The organism is Stenotrophomonas sp. NPDC077420, assembly GCF_044543385.1.
GTDB lineage: Bacteria > Pseudomonadota > Gammaproteobacteria > Xanthomonadales > Xanthomonadaceae > Stenotrophomonas.
In genome coordinates this window covers 42082-57919 of record NZ_JBITVZ010000016.1, presented here as the reverse complement: position 1 = coordinate 57919, position 15838 = coordinate 42082, and the positions used below count along the sequence as shown (strand labels likewise).

General features: G+C 71.7%; 9 protein-coding genes. 3 read left to right on the top strand and 6 right to left on the bottom strand.

The annotated features are described in order from the left end of the window. The first annotated feature begins 39 nt into the window (after positions 1-39). The 3 genes from ACIGII_RS15160 (at position 40) to ACIGII_RS15150 (ending at position 10298) form a co-directional block, all read left to right on the top strand. Positions 40-3528 carry an ATP-binding protein gene (locus ACIGII_RS15160; protein ID WP_399639377.1) on the top strand — a complete coding sequence of 1163 codons (3489 nt, stop codon included), beginning with the start codon at positions 40-42 and terminating at the stop codon, positions 3526-3528. Continuing rightward, positions 3525-6722, top strand: a complete 3198-nt coding sequence (locus tag ACIGII_RS15155; RefSeq protein WP_399639380.1) for a two-component regulator propeller domain-containing protein — start codon at positions 3525-3527, stop codon at positions 6720-6722. Before ACIGII_RS15160 ends, ACIGII_RS15155 begins: the two co-directional genes overlap by 4 nt. 84 nt (positions 6723-6806) lie before the next feature. Beyond that, complete coding sequence (locus ACIGII_RS15150) at positions 6807-10298, top strand: ATP-binding protein (RefSeq protein WP_399639480.1); 3492 nt, start codon at positions 6807-6809, stop codon at positions 10296-10298. Between the two features lie 157 nt (positions 10299-10455). Here the strand turns inward: ACIGII_RS15150 and mdtD are convergent, their stop codons facing one another. The 6 genes from mdtD to ACIGII_RS15120 all read right to left on the bottom strand — a co-directional run bounded on the left by mdtD (position 10456) and on the right by ACIGII_RS15120 (position 15830). Next, on the bottom strand, positions 10456-11859 hold the full coding sequence (gene mdtD, locus ACIGII_RS15145; protein WP_399639383.1) for a multidrug transporter subunit MdtD: 1404 nt from the start codon (positions 11857-11859) through the stop codon (positions 10456-10458). 107 nt (positions 11860-11966) lie between these two features. Further along, a complete protein-coding gene (gene hemE / locus ACIGII_RS15140; protein WP_399639385.1) occupies positions 11967-13040 on the bottom strand; it encodes a uroporphyrinogen decarboxylase in 1074 nt (357 codons plus the stop codon). Positions 13041-13063: 23 nt separating this feature from the next. After that, a complete protein-coding gene (locus tag ACIGII_RS15135; RefSeq protein ID WP_399639388.1) occupies positions 13064-13291 on the bottom strand; it encodes a WGR domain-containing protein in 228 nt (75 codons plus the stop codon). A 36-nt stretch (positions 13292-13327) separates the two neighbouring features. Beyond that, a complete protein-coding gene (gene aroB, locus ACIGII_RS15130) occupies positions 13328-14437 on the bottom strand; it encodes a 3-dehydroquinate synthase (protein ID WP_399639390.1) in 1110 nt (369 codons plus the stop codon). Continuing rightward, positions 14434-14976 (bottom strand): shikimate kinase, encoded by a 543-nt coding sequence (locus ACIGII_RS15125; RefSeq protein WP_399639393.1) that lies wholly within the window; start codon positions 14974-14976, stop codon positions 14434-14436. The genes aroB and ACIGII_RS15125 overlap by 4 nt, the downstream gene beginning before the upstream one ends. A gap of 11 nt (positions 14977-14987) precedes the next feature. Beyond that, positions 14988-15830, bottom strand: coding sequence for a kinase (locus ACIGII_RS15120; RefSeq protein ID WP_399639396.1), 843 nt, complete (start codon positions 15828-15830; stop codon positions 14988-14990). Positions 15831-15838 lie beyond the last annotated feature (8 nt).

Sequence of the window (15838 nt, the reverse complement as noted above, 5' to 3'; positions counted from 1 at the left end):
ACCGTTACGCCGATGAGAACGATGACGCTGCGCTGAAAGGTGACGTTTCCGCGAGCACTCCTGCGCGGGCGGGCGATGGTGGTGTTGCTGGCATGCCTGGGGGCCTGGCCGGAGGCGCGCGCCGCGGGCGTGGTACAGATTCCCACCCCGCGCCTGCTGGGTCTGGCCGACGGCCTGCATGATCCGCACGTGCGTGCCATCGCCGAGGATGCCTCCGGTTACCTGTGGCTGGCCGGCAGCGATGGCCTGCTGCGGTTCGATGGCCAGCGCTTCCGCCAATGGCGACGGGAAGAAGGCCTGCCGGACGTGGACCTGCAGGCGGTGCATGTCGATCCGCGCGACCGCCTCTGGCTGGGCACCGCCAACGAGGGCCTGGTGATGATGGGCAACGAGCGCACCGGCTTCCAGCGATTGTCGGCATCGGCACCTTCTGGCCTGCGCTCGGGCCAGGTGCGCCAGATCAGCAGCAGTGCCGATGGCTGGGTCTGGGCCATCGGCAGCGACCAGCACCTGTACGGGGTGTCGCCACGCGACGGGCAGTGGCGGCGGCACGCGTTGCCCGGGGGCGCGGTGGCTGCGCTGGTCCGCGACCGCAGCGGGGTGCTGTGGGTGGCCCAGGCCGCAGCCCTGTGGCGGCGCAACGGCACGCACTTCACCCGCGTCGCGCTGCCGGCCGCGGTCACGGCGCCGATCCGGTCGTTGTGGGCCGACCCCGACGGCGGCGTGGATGTCAGCACGTCGCGTGGCACCTGGACGATCGCAGCGAACGCGCAGGCGCGCGCGGGGGCATTGGAGGCGCGTCGCGTGCTGCGCAGTGCCGATGGCACGCTCTGGCAGCAGGGCCGCACGGGGCTGCAACGGCGCGAGGCCGGAAAGATCGTGCCGGTGGCAATGCCCCTGCCGCCCGGCGCAGCGCCGGGGCCGGTGGTGGTCAGGCAGGCGCTGCAGGATCGCAGCGGCGACCTGTGGTGGGTCAGCGAGCGCCATGGCGTGTGGTGGCTGTCGGCGCGATGGCGGCAGTTCACCGCGCTGCCTGCTGTCGCGGACGGCACCCCCGGCATCGGCAGTCACTATGCCCTGGCGCTGGCGGCATCGGGCCCCCACCACGCCTGGGTGGCAGGCAGCCGGGGGTGGCTGCAGCGGCTTGACCTGCGCAGCGGACAGGGCCGCGACGTCACCCCCTACCCGCAGGCCGGGGTGACCGCGTTGCCGGTGGGCCTGGACGAAGACGCACACGGCCGGGTGTGGCTGGCCAGTGCCGACCGCCTTCTTCGCTACGATCCACGGCAAGGCGAGCGGCGGGTGTGGCCGCTCGGCCTGCACGCGCCGCATGCCGCCCTGTCGCTGCAGGTCTGCGCGCAGCAGGTCTGGCTCGCCCAGCAGCAGGCAGTGCAGGCATGGTCACCCAGCGGCGAGCTGCTGCGCAGCGTCACCCCGCAGGCCGCAGGGCTGAGCGCGGACGTGCCGGTGCGCCAGCTGCTGTGCACGCGTGACGGCGAACTATGGGCGACCGATCCGGCGGGCGCGATGCGCTGGTCGACCCTGCGCGAGCGGTTTGAACGGGTGTCGGGCGATGGTGACGGCGGCGTCTCGGCGATCGCCGAAGCCGATGACGGCAGCCTGTGGATCAGCCGTGCAGCAGCGCTGGAACACTACCGGCGTGGCCCGGGGCACCTGCAGCGCCTGCGCCGGATCGACAGCGCCGACGGCTATCCACGGCTGCGTGCCGACGCGCTGGTGGCCGGACGCGACGGCGTGGCCTGGGCGGGCGCCGCCCGCGGACTGATCCGGGTCGATCCGCGCACGGGCGACGTGGATGTGCTGGGTACGGCGCAGGGGCTGCCGGTACAGGAGGTGCTGGCGCAGCGCCTGCTGCGTACGGGGTCGGGGGCCGTGGTGGCGGCCATGCGCGAAGGCGGACTGCTGGCCTTCGATCCGGGCGCGCTGCGGCCGCCTGCCGCGTCGCCGGTGCTGGTCTTCGACGCCATGAGCCGTCGCCGCCATGGCAGGGTGCTGCAGGTGCCGATTGCGGCGCAGCCGGCCATGCTGGGCACCGCCGATCGCAATGTGCGGATCGCTGTCAGGCTGCTGGGACGCGGCGATCCGGACCGTATCCACTACCGCTTCCGGCTGCTTGGGCAGGATCCGGAGTGGGTGGACACCGGACCGGTGGCGCAGCGGCTGTTTACCCGCCTGCCGGCCGGCGACCATACCCTGCTGGTGCAGGCGCGGCACGCCAACGGCCCTTGGTCGAGCGTGCGCCAGCTGCCGCTGCGGGTGTTGCCGCGGTGGTGGGAAACGCCACTGGGCCGCACCGCGGCAGGCGTGGCGATCTGCATCGCAACGGTGTGCGCAGCGCGCCTGCATCAGCGACGGCGGCGGCGTCGGGCGCGTCGACGCCAGGCACGTGCGCGTCGCCAGCGTGCCGAACAGGACTCGCTGCAGCGCAGCCGGTTCCTGGCCGAGCTGGGCAGCCAGGTGCGGGGACCGCTGACGCCGGTGCTGGGGTGGAGCGAACTGCTGCTGCAGTCGCCGTTGTCGCCCGCGCAGCGCGAACAGGTGGGCAGCCTGCAGCAGGCCGGGCACCATCTGGTGCAGTTGATGGACGATGCGCTGGACCTGGCGGGCATCGAGTCGGGGCGTCTGCAGCTGCAGCCGGGCGTGTTCGCCCTTGATGCGGTGCTGCGCGAGCTGCATGCGCTGCTGCGGCCGGTCGCGCGCGGCAAGGCGCTGGCACTGCGGTGGAGCACCACGCTGGACCCGGGCACCTGCTTCAAGGGCGACGTGAAGCGACTGCGCCAGATTCTGCTGAACCTGCTGGGCAATGCGCTGAAGTTCACCGTGCACGGGCAGGTAAGCCTGTCCGCACGCGCCTCGCCCGATGGCGCGGCGCTGTGGCTGTGCGTGGCCGATACCGGTCCTGGCATGACCGCAGCGCAGCTGCAGCGCCTGTTCCAGCGTTTCAGCCAGGTGGATGCGCCCGCCACCTGGGCGCGCCATGGCGGCAGCGGGCTGGGCCTGGCGATCAGCCGCGAACTGGCCGAGGCGATGGGCGGCACACTGGGGGTGGACAGCCAGCGCGGGCAGGGCACCCGGTTCCAGCTCGCCCTGCCGTGGCGTGCCTTGCCCGGCGTGGCGGCCCCGACCCCGCCACGTGAACCGACCCAGCCCCGCTCGCTGCGGATGATGGTGATGCTGCCGCCAGAGGCGGTCGAGGCGCTGCACGTGGTGAGCGCGCTGCTGCGGGCGCAGGGCCACCGCGTGGTGGCGGTGCGTGATGTCGACGGGTGGATACGCGACGTGGACCCCGGCCCGTGGGACGTGATCGCCGCCGACCCGGACATGTTGGCGGCGGGCGGGCGCCTCAGCGCCCGCCTGAACTGGCTGTGGCCAGGGGTGCGGCGGGTCGCGTTGACCGCGCGGGCCGACGCCTGCGCCGAGCGTGACGCGCGTGCAGGCGGCTTCGAGGTATTCCTGCGCCTGCCGGTGACCGGGGCGCGGCTCGCCGCAGCGCTGGGAACACCGTGACCGGCGTGCTCGCCTGCACCCTGCGTGGCCTGGCGGCGGTCCTGCTGGGCATGCTGCTCGCCGCCGCTGTGCAGGCGGCACCGCCGAACGCGCTGCGCTTCACCACGGCCGAGGGGCTGCCTTCCAATGCCGTGCACCAGGTGGTGGAAGACCGGGTCGGCTACCTGTGGTTCGCCACGGACGACGGCCTGGCCCGCTTCGATGGACAGCATTTCCGGATCTGGCGCATCGAACAGGGCCTGGCCGACAATCAACTGCTGTCGATCGCGATCGACGCAGCGGACAGGTTGTGGATCGGTACCGCCCAGGGGCAGCTGATGCGCATGTCGGCCGACCGCGCGCACATCGCGCATTTCGACCCGGCGCGGTTTCCCCTGCTGGCCAACGCGGCGATCGGGGTGGTGCTGCCGGCGACGGATGGCGCGGTGTGGTTCGGCACCCGTGACGCAGGCCTGTTCCGGCTCGACCCGGGGCAGCGCCTGCGCCAGTTCCTTCCAACCCCGCGCGGCGACGGGCTTCCCGACCGGCGCGTGGACCACCTGGCCATGACGGCCGACGGCTCGCTCTGGGTGGGAACGCCGCGGGGTCTGGCCCGCTGGCGCGAGGGGCGCTTCGAGGCGGTGCCCGCGCTGCTCGCCGACGCGCCGGTCAGCGCATTGCTGGTCGACAGCGAAGAACACCTCTGGGTGGGCGGGGCGGCAGGCCCGTGGCGCTGGACCCGCGCCGGCCGGTTGGAAGCGGTCGACGCCAGCACGGGCACCCGCGCGTTGGGGCGTTCGCGTCGCGGCGGGCCGTGGCTCGGCGACGACGCGCAGGTCTGGAAGCGCGGTGCCGAGCCGCTGCCGGACGTGGACGTGGCACCGCTGGCCAGCGCGGACCGGCCGCAGTTCCGTGCGGCGCTGGAGGACCGTCACGGCAGTGTCTGGCTGCTGGGGCGGCACCTGGGGGTTTGGCGGTTACCCCCGCATTGGCAGTATTTCACCCCGATGCCGCACGCGCCCACGGCGGCCCCCGCCGCCAGCAACGTGCGTCTGGAAGCGGGGCTGCCCGCGACGGAACTGGCCTGTGTCGACGGCAGCCGCTGGCGGCTGGACGCCGAGGCCATCGAACGCCAGCCCGCGCGCAATGCGGCGGCGCGGCGCTGGCGCTGGGACATCGATCGACCCCGCCCCAGCGGCAGGCTGGCGTTGCACTGCGCGGTGGGCGGGGGGCTGTGGATGGGCGGGCGGCATGGCGTGAGTCGCTGGCAGGACGGGCGTTTTCACCCCGTGCCCGGTGTGCAGGCGGACGTCAGCGCGCTGCACGTCACCGACGCGGCGTCGCTCTGGGCGGCCAGTCCGGGGCGGGTGGGTCGCTACCAGCTCCAGGACGGCGTGGCCCGCCCGGGCGTGCAGGTGGACGCACGCCAGGGCCTGCCGGTCGTGCGGCTGGCCTCGCTGGCAACCGATGCGCACGGCACGTTGTGGGCCAGCAGCGCGCGCGGCCTGCTGCGCCTGCGCCCGCGTGAGGGCGTGGTGCGCCTGTACACGCGCAGCGAGGGCGTGCCGGACGCGGCGATCAACGCGCAGTTGCAGGCCGACGGCGACAGGATGCTGGCGGTGGACGTCGACGGCCGGGCGGTCCGCTTCGATCCGGAGGGCCTGGCCGGCTGCAGGGGTGAACCGGCGCTGGTGGTCGAGCGGGTCCAGCTGTACCGCGACGGAGCGCTGCAGACGCTGCCACCGGCGCAGGTCGTGCAGCTGCGCCCGGAGGATCGCGACATCCAGGTCAGTGTCCGCCTGCTGGGAGCGCCCGTGCAGGCGCGCCAGCAGTACCGGTTCCGGGTGTGTGGGCTGGACCGGGAATGGATCCGCGTCGGCCGCAGCGGCACCCGCGGCTTTCCGCGTCTGCCGCCGGGTGAGCACCGTCTGGAATTCCAGGCGCGGTTGTCCGATGGCAGCTGGTCCTCCACCGGATCGTTGCTGCTGCAGGTCGACCGCAGCGGCTGGTATCACCCGATGCTGGCCGGCGTGCGCGCCGGTGCCGGCGTGCTGCTGGTGGGCGGGGGCGCCTGGGTCGCACTGCGCCGGGTCGCGCGCGGCAGGCGCAGCGAGGCGTGCGCGCAGCGACTGGCGCTGACCCTGCGCTCGGCGCAGGCCAAGGCGCACTATCTGGCCACGCTGGGACACGAAGTGCGGACCCCGCTGACCGGCGTGCTCGGCATGAGCGAACTGCTGCTGGCCTCGCCGCTGCACGCGGCGCAGCGGCGCCGGGTGGAACGCATCCGGGAGGGCGGACAGGTCCTGCTCGAGCGGGTCAACCTGGCGCTGGACGAGGCGCGCCTGGAAGCGGGGTGCGCGCCACTGCAGCCGATCGATTTCGAGGTGGCGGCCGTGCACCGGCAATGGCTGGCACGCCAGGTCGTGCGGTCGTGCCGACGGGGCAGCGCGTTGGCGCTATGCCTGCATGTGGACCCGCACGCCCGCGCGCATGGCGACCCTCGCCGGCTGGCGCAGCTGCTCGATGCGGTGGCCGGGGTCCTGGTCCGGCGCACGGGGGCGGGACGGGTCGTGCTGCAGGTGGCGTGGCGACCCGGGCGCGAGGGCCTGCTGCTCGCGTTCGACGTCGCGGGCCGTGCGGCGCCGCGTGCGGGCCGCGCATCGATCACGCCGACCCCCTCGATCGCGTCGTTGCGTGCCGCGCTCGCCGCCGCCGAACGCCTGGCCGGTGCACTGGGCGGCGGGTTGTGCGTGCACGCGGTGGGCGGCCGACACTGGCGCGTGCAGGTAAGCCTGCCGATGCCGGTGGTGGCCGGCGCCTGCGGACCGCATGCTGCGCGGAGCGCGTGCCGGGTCCTGCTGGTGGACGACGACCCCGGCGCCGCTGCGGCAGGCTGTGCGTTGCTGGGAACGCAGGGGGCACAGGTGGTCCGCGCCGCGCATGCGCTGGCCGCACTGACCGAACTGTCCGCTGCGCGGTTCGACGTTGTCCTGGTGGACACCGACCTGCGTGGCGTCGACGGCGTGAGCCTGGTCGGCCTCCTGCGCGCGCAGGCCCCGGGGACCCCGGTGCTGGCGATGTGCGCCGAGCCACGGGCCGGCCTGGCCACGCAGGTGCAGGCGGCCGGGGGCGTGGACCTGCTGCGCAAACCGGTCAGTGCCACGGCATTGGGGCGGGCGCTGCACGGGACAGAACCGTTTACCATCCACCGGTGACTTGTGCCGATTGCGTCAGGTCATGCCCAGTCCGTTCCAGGAGATCCATTGGTGGTGCCTTCGCGTTGGCTGCTCCTGCTGGGCATGCTGTGTCTGTGGCCGCTGCTGGCCGTGGCGCAGCCGATTCCGCCCACGCCGCGCCAGCTGACGGTGTTCGACGGGCTGCCCTCCAACACCGTCAACCGCATGGCGGAGGATGGCTACGGGTATCTGTGGCTGGCCACCAATGACGGCCTGGCACGGTTCGATGGTCGCAACTACCGGATCTGGCGTGCCGAAGATGGCCTGCGCGACAACATGATCTGGAGCGTGCACGTGGACGCGCGCAACCAGTTGTGGATCGGGACCGAGAATGCCGGGTTGGCGATGATGTCCGCCGATCGCCGCGAGCTCCGCTTTTTCGACCGCGCCAGCAATCCGGTGATCGGCAGCAACACCGTCTGGAGCCTGGCTTCCACCGGCGACGGTGCATTGTGGTTCGGCACGTACGAAGGCGGGCTGCACCGCCTCGACCGCAACGGCGTGATCACCCGCTTCATGCCCGAGCCGGGCAACAAGCGCAGCCTGCCGGCCGCGTCGGTCACGCACATGGCGACCACCCGCGACGGCAGCCTCTGGGTAGGTACCAAGGCCGGCCTGGCGCGCTGGACCGGGCGCGATTTCGAGCGCGTACCGGCGTCCCGGCTGCCCACCACGCTCATCAACGGCCTGACCGCCGAGCTTGATGGCAGCCTGTGGATCAGCACCAATGCCGGCACCGTGGTGCGCCGCGCCGACGGCAGCTTCGAGCCGGCACCCTGGAAGGTCGACGCCCGCGACCAGGTGCTTGGCATGATGCTGCGTGACGAACAGGGCGGGTACTGGCTCGACACGCTGTCCGGACTCGGGCGGGTCTACCAGGGCCGGTTCCAGCAGGTGCCGTTGTACAGCGCGGTCGCCCGCGGCCAGGTTCGACCGAACTGGACCGGTGGCTACGAGGATCGCGAGGGGGGCATCTGGCTGGCCAGTACCAACAGCGGGCTGTGGCACCTGCTGCCGCGCTGGTGGCAGTTTTCGGTGCTGTCGCGGTTGGAAGACGACCCGGCGTCGCTGCGCAATGGCTACGTGCTGGGCATGGCGGCCTCGGCCAATGGCGGCGTGTGGACGGTGGGCACGCATGGCGCACTGGACCGCTTCGATCCGGTGTCCGGGCGGGTCGAGCAGCATCGGACCTGGGTCGACGGAGGGCAGTGGCTGCAGTCGGTGCTGGAAGATCGCCGTGGCCAGGTGTGGATAGGTTCGCATGAAGCGGTGCTGCGCTATGACCCGCGCAGCGGCGCACTGCAGCGCTGGGGGCGCGATGCGGCGGCCGATGCGGCGCTGGAAGGCACGGTGGATACGCTGGTGCTGTGCGACGCCGGCCGGATATGGAGCGCGTCCTCGGGGGGATTGCAGCAGCGCGACAGCGACGGAAAGGTGCTGCAGCAGGTGTTGGCGGGCACGCGCGGGCTGGCCGCGGGCCAGCTGGTCCAGGACCAGTTGTGCGGTCCGCAGGACCATCTGTGGCTGGCCACCAGCCAGGGCCTGCTGCAATGGGAGCCGTCGCGCGCTGCATTCGCGCCGTTGCCCGGTGGCACGACGGTGGCCGTACATGCCCTGGCGCGTGCCAACGACGGCAGCATCTGGGTATCCGAGGAAGGCCAGCTGTTCCGCTACCGCTGGAACGGCGAGCGGCTGGAGCGCGAAGCGCACGTCGGGGCCGAGGTGGGCTATCCGCAGCTGTCGGCGACCGGCCTGGTGGTCGATGCCCAGGACATCGTCTGGGCGGCCAGCGCACGCGGGCTGATCCGCGTCGATGCCGCGCAGGGCAGCGTGCGCCAGTACGGCGTGCGCGATGGCCTGCCCAGCCAGGAGTTCCGTCGCGGCACCCTGGTGCGCACCGGCACCGGGCGCATTGCCGGCGGCACCCCGGCCGGGGTAGTGCTGTTCGACCCGGACCAGGTTCGACCGGCCACGCGGCGCGCGCCGCTGGTCATCGAGCGGGTGGAAGTGCGGCGCGGCGACCGGATGCTCGACCTGACCCACCTGGAGCCGCTGGAAATCGCCGACGCCGACCGCGATCTGCGGATCGTGGCGCGGCTGCTGTCGTTCGCCGACTCCGCGTCCAACAGTTACCGCTATCGCCTGGCCGGCTACGATCCGGACTGGGTGGAGGTCGGGCCGGGGGGCGAACGCGTGTTCTCCCGCCTGCCGCCGGGCCGCTACCGCCTGGAGGTACAGGCGCGCTCGGCCGACCTGGTGTGGTCGCGGGTGCAGGTGCTGGAATTCCGCGTGCAGCCGCCCTGGTGGCGCAGCGCGTCCGGCCTGCTGGTGATGGCCTCCGTCGCCTTGTTGCTGATGAGCCTGTTCGCCTGGCTGTACCGGCGCCGGGTCCAGCGCCGGCACGCCTACCAGCTGGCCCTGCACAAACAGGAGCTGGCCGAGCAGGCATCGGCGGCCAAGACCCGCTTCCTGGCCAACCTGGGCCACGAAGTACGCACGCCGATGACCGGCGTGCTGGGCATGAGCGAACTGCTGCTGGGTTCCACGCTGAGTCCGCAGCAGCGCAGTTACACCGAGTCGATCCGGCACGCCGGCGAACACCTGCTGCATCTGGTCAACGACGCGCTGGACCTGGCGCGGATCGAATCGGGGCGGCTGCAGCTGCAGAGCCAGCCGTTCGCACTGCAGGGAGTGATCGAGGACGTGTGCACCCTGATGGCGGCGCTGGCTGGACAGAAGGGCCTGCGCTTCGTGGTCGACAACGAACTGCCGCCCGGGCTGTGCAGCGTGGGCGACGCCGTACGCGTCCGCCAGATCCTGCTCAACCTGCTAAGCAATGCGGTGAAGTTCACCAGCCAGGGCGAGGTGCGGCTGAAGGTGCGCGCACAGGCCCCGTCGCGTGGCCTGTATTTCGAAGTATCCGACACCGGTCCGGGAATCAGCAGCGACCAGCAGCAGCGCCTGTTCCGGCGCTTCGAGCAGGCTGACGGCGCGCGCACGGCCGCGCAGTACGGAGGCAGCGGGCTGGGGCTGGCGATCTGCCGCGAGCTGGCGCTGGCCATGCAGGGCCAGATCGGGGTGGAGAGCCAGCTTGGCGTGGGCACGCGTTTCAGCGTGACCCTGCCACTGCCGTTGCAGATGGCCGACGCCACGGTGGGCAGCGCCGGCGTAAGCGAAGGCCAGCCGTTGCCGCCGCTGCGCCTGTTGCTGGTGGAAGACGACGACACCGTGGCGGACGTGATCGTCGGCCTGCTCAGTGCGCGTGGGCACCAGGTGGTGCATGCCGGGCATGCCCTGGCCGCCCTGCGCGAGGTCAGTGATGCGGCGTTCGATGTGGTCCTGCTCGACCTGGACCTGCCCGGCCTTGGCGGCATGGAGCTGGCCGGGCACCTGCGCAACCAGGGCTACGCGATGCCGTTGCTGGCGGTGACCGCGCGCACCGATCCGGGCATCGAAGAGCAGGTGCGTGCGGCCGGCTTCCAGGGCTTCCTGCGCAAGCCGGTCACCGGCGACCTGCTCGAGCAGGCAATAGCGCGGGTGGTGCTGAAGCGGTAGAGCCGACGGGTAGAGCCGACGGGTAGAGCCGACTGTCAGTCGGCTGCTCTTAGTCGCAGACCCCGCCGCCGACTGACAGTCGCCGCCACCGCGGTCGCGGAACAGCCTGCGGCGCCGGAATGCCATCGGACCCACGGTCCGCTCCTACGAAGGTCGCCTATTCGGCGACCTCCTCCACCTCGCGGGGCGAGGGGCGGGTGTCGGGGAGCTGCCAGAAGATCACGGTGGAGGTGAGGGTGATCACCCCTACGCAGACGAACGTGGCGTGCAGCGCGGCCGTGGCGCCGTGCAGTGCGTCGAGCTGGCCGAACGCGGCCAGCAGGCTGCCGGCCGCGGCCGCGCCGAAGCCGGTGGCCAGCATCATCACCATCGACAGCAGGCTGTTGCCGGAGCTGGCGAAATCGCGGTCGAGGTCGCGCAGGGTCACCGTGTTCATCACGGTGAACTGCAGTGAGTTGACCGCGCCGAACAGCGCCAGCTGCAGCACCCGCAGCCACATCGGCTGGCCCGGCACCATGAAGATGAAACTGGCCATGGCCAGCCCCACCAGCACCGTGTTGACCATCAGCACGCGACGGTAGCCGAAGCGTTCGACCAGCTTCACCGCGTAGCGCTTGGACAGCATGCCGGCGGCGGCCACCGGGATCATCAACAGACCGGCGTTCATCGGGCTCATGCCCATGCCCACCTGCAGCAGCAGGGGAATCAGCAGTGGCATCGCGCTGCTGCCGATCCGCGAGAACAGGTTGCCGAGAATGCCGATGCGATAGCTGGGCACATGGAACAGGGCCAGCGAGAACAGCGGCGCGGTGGAATTGGCCGCATGCAGCCAATAGCCGACCAGTGCAGCCAGCCCGGCCACGGTCATCAGCATGACCAGGGCATGCGGGGTGCCCATCCCGGAGATGCCGTCCAGCGCCAGCGACAACACCACCATGCCGAAGGCCAGCATCAGGTAGCCGGCGATGTCGAAGCGGGTGCGGTGTTCGGCATAGTGGTCGGGCATGATCTTCAGTGCCGCCACGTAGCCGATCACGCCGATCGGCAGGTTGATCAGGAAGACCCAGTGCCAGGACGCCACTTCCACCAGCCAACCGCCCAGCGTAGGGCCGATGAGCGGGCCGACCAGGGCCGGAATGGCGATGAAACTCATGGCGCGCAGGAACTGCTCGCGCGCTACCGAGCGCATCACCGCCAGGCGGCCGACCGGCAGCAGCATCGCGCCGCCCACGCCCTGCAGCACGCGCGCGGCGACCAGCTGGTGCAGGGTCTGCGCCAGCGCGCAGGCCAGCGAGCCCAGGGTGAACAGGATGATCGCGGCCAGGAAGGTGCGGCGCGTACCGAAGCGGTCGGCGATCCAGCCGGAGGCAGGGATGAAGGTGGCCACCGCCAAGGCATAGCTGAACACCACCGACTGCATCTGCAGCGGGCTTTCGCCCAGGCTGCGCGCCATCGCCGGCAGTGCGGTGTTGACGATGGTCGAGTCCAGCATCTGCATGAAGATCGCCAGCGACACCAGCCACAACAGGGGCCGGAACGAGGCGTAGCTGGGGGTCGTCATCGTGTGCACCTTCATCAACGAGGTGCACATGATCGCAGATGCGGGGCAATGGCCGGTGACGGGCGCCGCGCCGACGTGCGTGGCTTGGCGACGTGCGCGGTCTTACATCAACGGCGGCTGATGGAATGTACGGCTTCTACCAGGACCTGCACATGGTCGGGATTCATGTCCGGCGACATGCCGTGGCCGAGGTTGAACACGTGGCCCTCGCGGGAACCGCCATTGCCGCGCGCGTAGCTGTCCAGTACCTCCCCGGCGGCACGTTCGATCGCCTCCGGGTTGCCGTACAACGTGGCCGGGTCCAGGTTGCCCTGCAGCGCCACGCGACCCCCGGTACGGGCCACCGCGTCGGCCAGGTCCAGGGTCCAGTCCACCCCCAGCGCGTCGGCGCCGGTGTCGGCCAGGTCGGCCAGGTGCAGGCCGGTGCCTTTGCCGAACAGGATCAGCGGGGTGCGCTGCCCGCCTTCGCCGCGTTCCAGCTCGCGCGCGATGCGGGTCAGGTAGCGCAGCGAGAATTCGCGGTACATGGCCGGGCTGAGCACGCCGCCCCAGGTGTCGAACACCTGCAGCACCTGTGCGCCGGCGGCACGTTGTGCGGCCAGGTAGGCCACCACCGCGTCGGTCACCACCGAGAGCAGCTGGTGCAGCGCGGCCGGTTCGTTCAGCGCCATCGCCTTGATCCGCGCGAAGTCCTTGCTGCCGCCGCCTTCGACCATGTAGCAGGCCAGCGTCCACGGGCTGCCGGAGAAGCCGATCAACGGCACCCGGCCATCCAGCTCGCGGCGGATCACCCGCACCGCGTCCATCACATAGCGCAGCTCGGTTTCCATGTCCGGCACGCCCAGCCGCGCGATCGCGGCGGCGTCGCGTACCGGGTGGCGGAACTTCGGGCCTTCGCCTTCCACGAAATACAGCTCCAGGCCCATCGCGTCGGGAATGGTCAGGATGTCCGAGAACAGGATGGCCGCGTCCAGGTCGAAGCGGCGCAACGGCTGCAGGGTGACCTCACAGGCGATGTCCGGGTTCTTGGCCATGGCCAGGAAACTGCCGGCCTTGGCGCGGGTGGCGCGGTACTCGGGCAGGTAGCGGCCGGCCTGGCGCATCAACCAGACGGGGGTGCAGTCCACCGGTTCGCGGCGCAGGGCGCGCAGCAGGCGATCGTGGCGGGAGGGGTTGGTCACGGGATGCTTCCTTGGAATCGGGTTCAGGTGATCTGGTAGCCGCGCCGCAGCTCGGCGTCACGCGCCTTGTCGAAGGCCGCCCGGGCCTCGGCTTCATCGGCGAACTGCTGGCGGCGCAACCGCGCGCGCCCGCCAACCGGACCCGACTCGAGCAGCAGCTCCCAGCTGCCGAACAGGTCCGGCTGCAGCGTGAGCTGGAGATAGTGGGCCGGCTCGGTGCCGACCGGGGCGTGCAGCAGGAAAACGCGCATGGCCGCGATTGTAGCCGCGAACCGGCAACGCGGCCGTCACTGCCCCCGAAGTACCTGCAGGACGTCGGCTTCATCGATGTCGCCCACGACCTGCGCGCGACCGATGCCCTGCCACAGCACCAGGCGCAGGCGACCGGCCACGTTCTTCTTGTCCAGCCGCATCCGCGCCAGCAGCGCGTCGGGCTGCAGCCCGGCAGGGATCTCCACCGGAAGTTCGTAGCGCAGCAGCAGGTCGCGCAGGTGCCCGGTGTCCTCCGCAGGGCTCATGCCCAACTGTGCCGACAGCCGCGCGGCCAGCACCATCCCCACCGCGACGGCTTCGCCGTGGTTGAGGTTGTCGTTGCCGGGCGCGCCGTAGCCCTGCTCGGTTTCGATCGCATGGCCGAAGGTGTGGCCCAGGTTGAGCAGGGCGCGTTCGCCGCGTTCCAGCGGATCGCGGGCGACGATCTCGGCCTTGTGCTCGCAGCTGCGCGCGATCGCCTGGGCCAGCGCGGCGTCGTCGCCGGCCAGCAGCGCGGCGTGCTCGGCCTGCAGCCATCGGAAGAACAGCGGGTCGCGGATCGCGCCGTACTTGATCACTTCGGCCAGGCCGGCGCGCAGTTCGCGCGGCGGCAGGGTGCGCAGCGCGGCGGTATCGGCGATCACCGCGCGCGGCGGGTGGAACGCGCCGACCAGGTTCTTGCCTTCGGGGATGTCCACCGCGGTCTTGCCACCGACCGAGGAATCGACCATGGCCAGCAGGGAGGTAGGCAACTGCACGCAGTCGACCCCGCGCATCCAGCAGGCAGCCGCGAACCCGGCCAGGTCGCCGGCCACGCCGCCGCCCAGGGCCATCACGCAGGCATCGCGGGTCGCCCCCAGCGCCGCCAGCGCGGTGATGGCCTGGCCGAAACTGGCCAGGGTCTTGGAGGCTTCGCCAGCCGGCAGCACCAGCTCGCCGATCAGCAGCTCCGGGCGTTCGGCCTGCAGCGCCTGCCGGACCCCGGCCAGGTACAACGGCGCGACCGCGCTGTCGCTGAGCAGCAGCACGTGGCGGCCGCGCACGTGCCGGGCCAGCAGCGCGCCCTGGCCCAGCAGGCCCGGGCCGATGTGGATGGTGTAGGGCGTGTCGCCGCCCACGGCGACGGTGCGGGGAGAAGCGGTCATGCGGAAGGTTCCAGTCGCTGCCAGTGCGTGGCCAGGCGCAGCACCAGCTGCGCGGTGGCGTCGCCCGGCGTGTACAGATCGGTGTCGAGGGTGAGGTCGGCCAGGCCGTGGTAGAGCGGGTCGCGCACGCTGGCCATGGCGTGCAGTACCTGCTCGCGGTCGGGCCGTTGCAGCAGCGGCCGGGTGCGGTCGCGGGCCAGCCGCTCCAGCTGTGCGGCCACGCTGACCCGCAGGTAGACCACGAAGCCGCGTTGCGCGATCGCCGCGCGGTTGTCCGGGTCCAGAACGGCGCCGCCCCCGGTGGAGACCAGCTGGCCGTGGCCCGCCAGCAGCTGCTGGATGACCTGGCGTTCGTGCTGGCGGAATCCGGCCTCGCCGGAGTGCTCGAAGATCGTCGCAATGCTGGCACCGGCCGCATCGACGATGGCCTGGTCGGCGTCGACGAAGTCCAGGGTGAAGCGTTCGGCGAGGCGGCGCCCGATGCAGGTTTTGCCGGCGCCCATCGGGCCAATCAGGATCAGGTTCGGAGCGGGATTCATTACCCGCGATGCTACCACCTCCCTGTGCGCGCCTCGGGCAGCACGCGGCGGTGTTCGTCCAGCACCACCACGCGGTCGGCCAGCCCCGGCAGGGTACGCAGCGCCTGCCGGCTGACCCGTTCGTAATACTGCACGAAGCGCTCCAGCTGGGCACGGCTCATGCTGCTGCGCTGCGGCTGCGCGGCCTGCAGGTTCTGCTCCTGCTGCCAGCGCCAGCGGGGTACCACGGCGAAGTCCGGCGGTTGCAGGAACCACAGGCGGTGGCAACGCTGCCACAGCGCGGGGTAGTGCTGGGCCAGCGCGTGGTTGCACCAGCGGCGCCAGCGGCCATCGGCGTCGGCTTCGCGTTCGAGCGTGTTGAGCGGCGTGTCCAGTTCATCCTCGGCCTGCGCCGGCGTGCCCAGGAACCAGCCTTCGAACACCAGCAGGTCCAGCCCCTCCTGCAGCCTTGGCCACTGCGCCACGGGCAGTCGCTCGTCGGCCAGTTTGTCGAAGCGTGGCAGCGCGACCGGCGCGCGTGCGGCGATGGCGTCCAGCGTGGCGTGCGCCAGGGCCAGGTCATGGGTGCCGGGCGGACCGCGGGTCAGCAGCAGCGGGTGCACCTGGCGGGCCAGGCGCTGGCGATCGGCGCGGGTCAGGTAGACGTCGTCGATGGACAGCATGGCCGCGCGCAGGCCGCGCCGCTGGGCCAGCGCCACCACCTGGGCGGCCAGCGTCGATTTGCCGCTGCCCTGCAGGCCGCTGATCGCCAATACTGGTACGCCGGCGCCTGCCGCCAGCGCGTCGTCCAGCGCCTGCGCGACCAGTGCATCGGGAAATCCTTTGTTCCGGGGCATGTGCGCTGCAACGTGCATGCGGTGAC

What these genes read in the sequence shown, in the direction of transcription:
- aroB (WP_399639390.1), bottom strand. Translation starts at nt 14,437, where the DNA reads ATGACCGCTTCTCCCCGCACCGTCGCCGTGGGCGGCGACACGCCCTAC.
- ACIGII_RS15150 (WP_399639480.1), top strand. Translation starts at nt 6,807, where the DNA reads ATGCTGTGTCTGTGGCCGCTGCTGGCCGTGGCGCAGCCGATTCCGCCC.
- ACIGII_RS15135 (WP_399639388.1), bottom strand. Translation starts at nt 13,291, where the DNA reads ATGCGCGTTTTCCTGCTGCACGCCCCGGTCGGCACCGAGCCGGCCCAC.
- ACIGII_RS15120 (WP_399639396.1), bottom strand. Translation starts at nt 15,830, where the DNA reads ATGCACGTTGCAGCGCACATGCCCCGGAACAAAGGATTTCCCGATGCA.
- mdtD (WP_399639383.1), bottom strand. Translation starts at nt 11,859, where the DNA reads ATGACGACCCCCAGCTACGCCTCGTTCCGGCCCCTGTTGTGGCTGGTG.
- ACIGII_RS15125 (WP_399639393.1), bottom strand. Translation starts at nt 14,976, where the DNA reads ATGAATCCCGCTCCGAACCTGATCCTGATTGGCCCGATGGGCGCCGGC.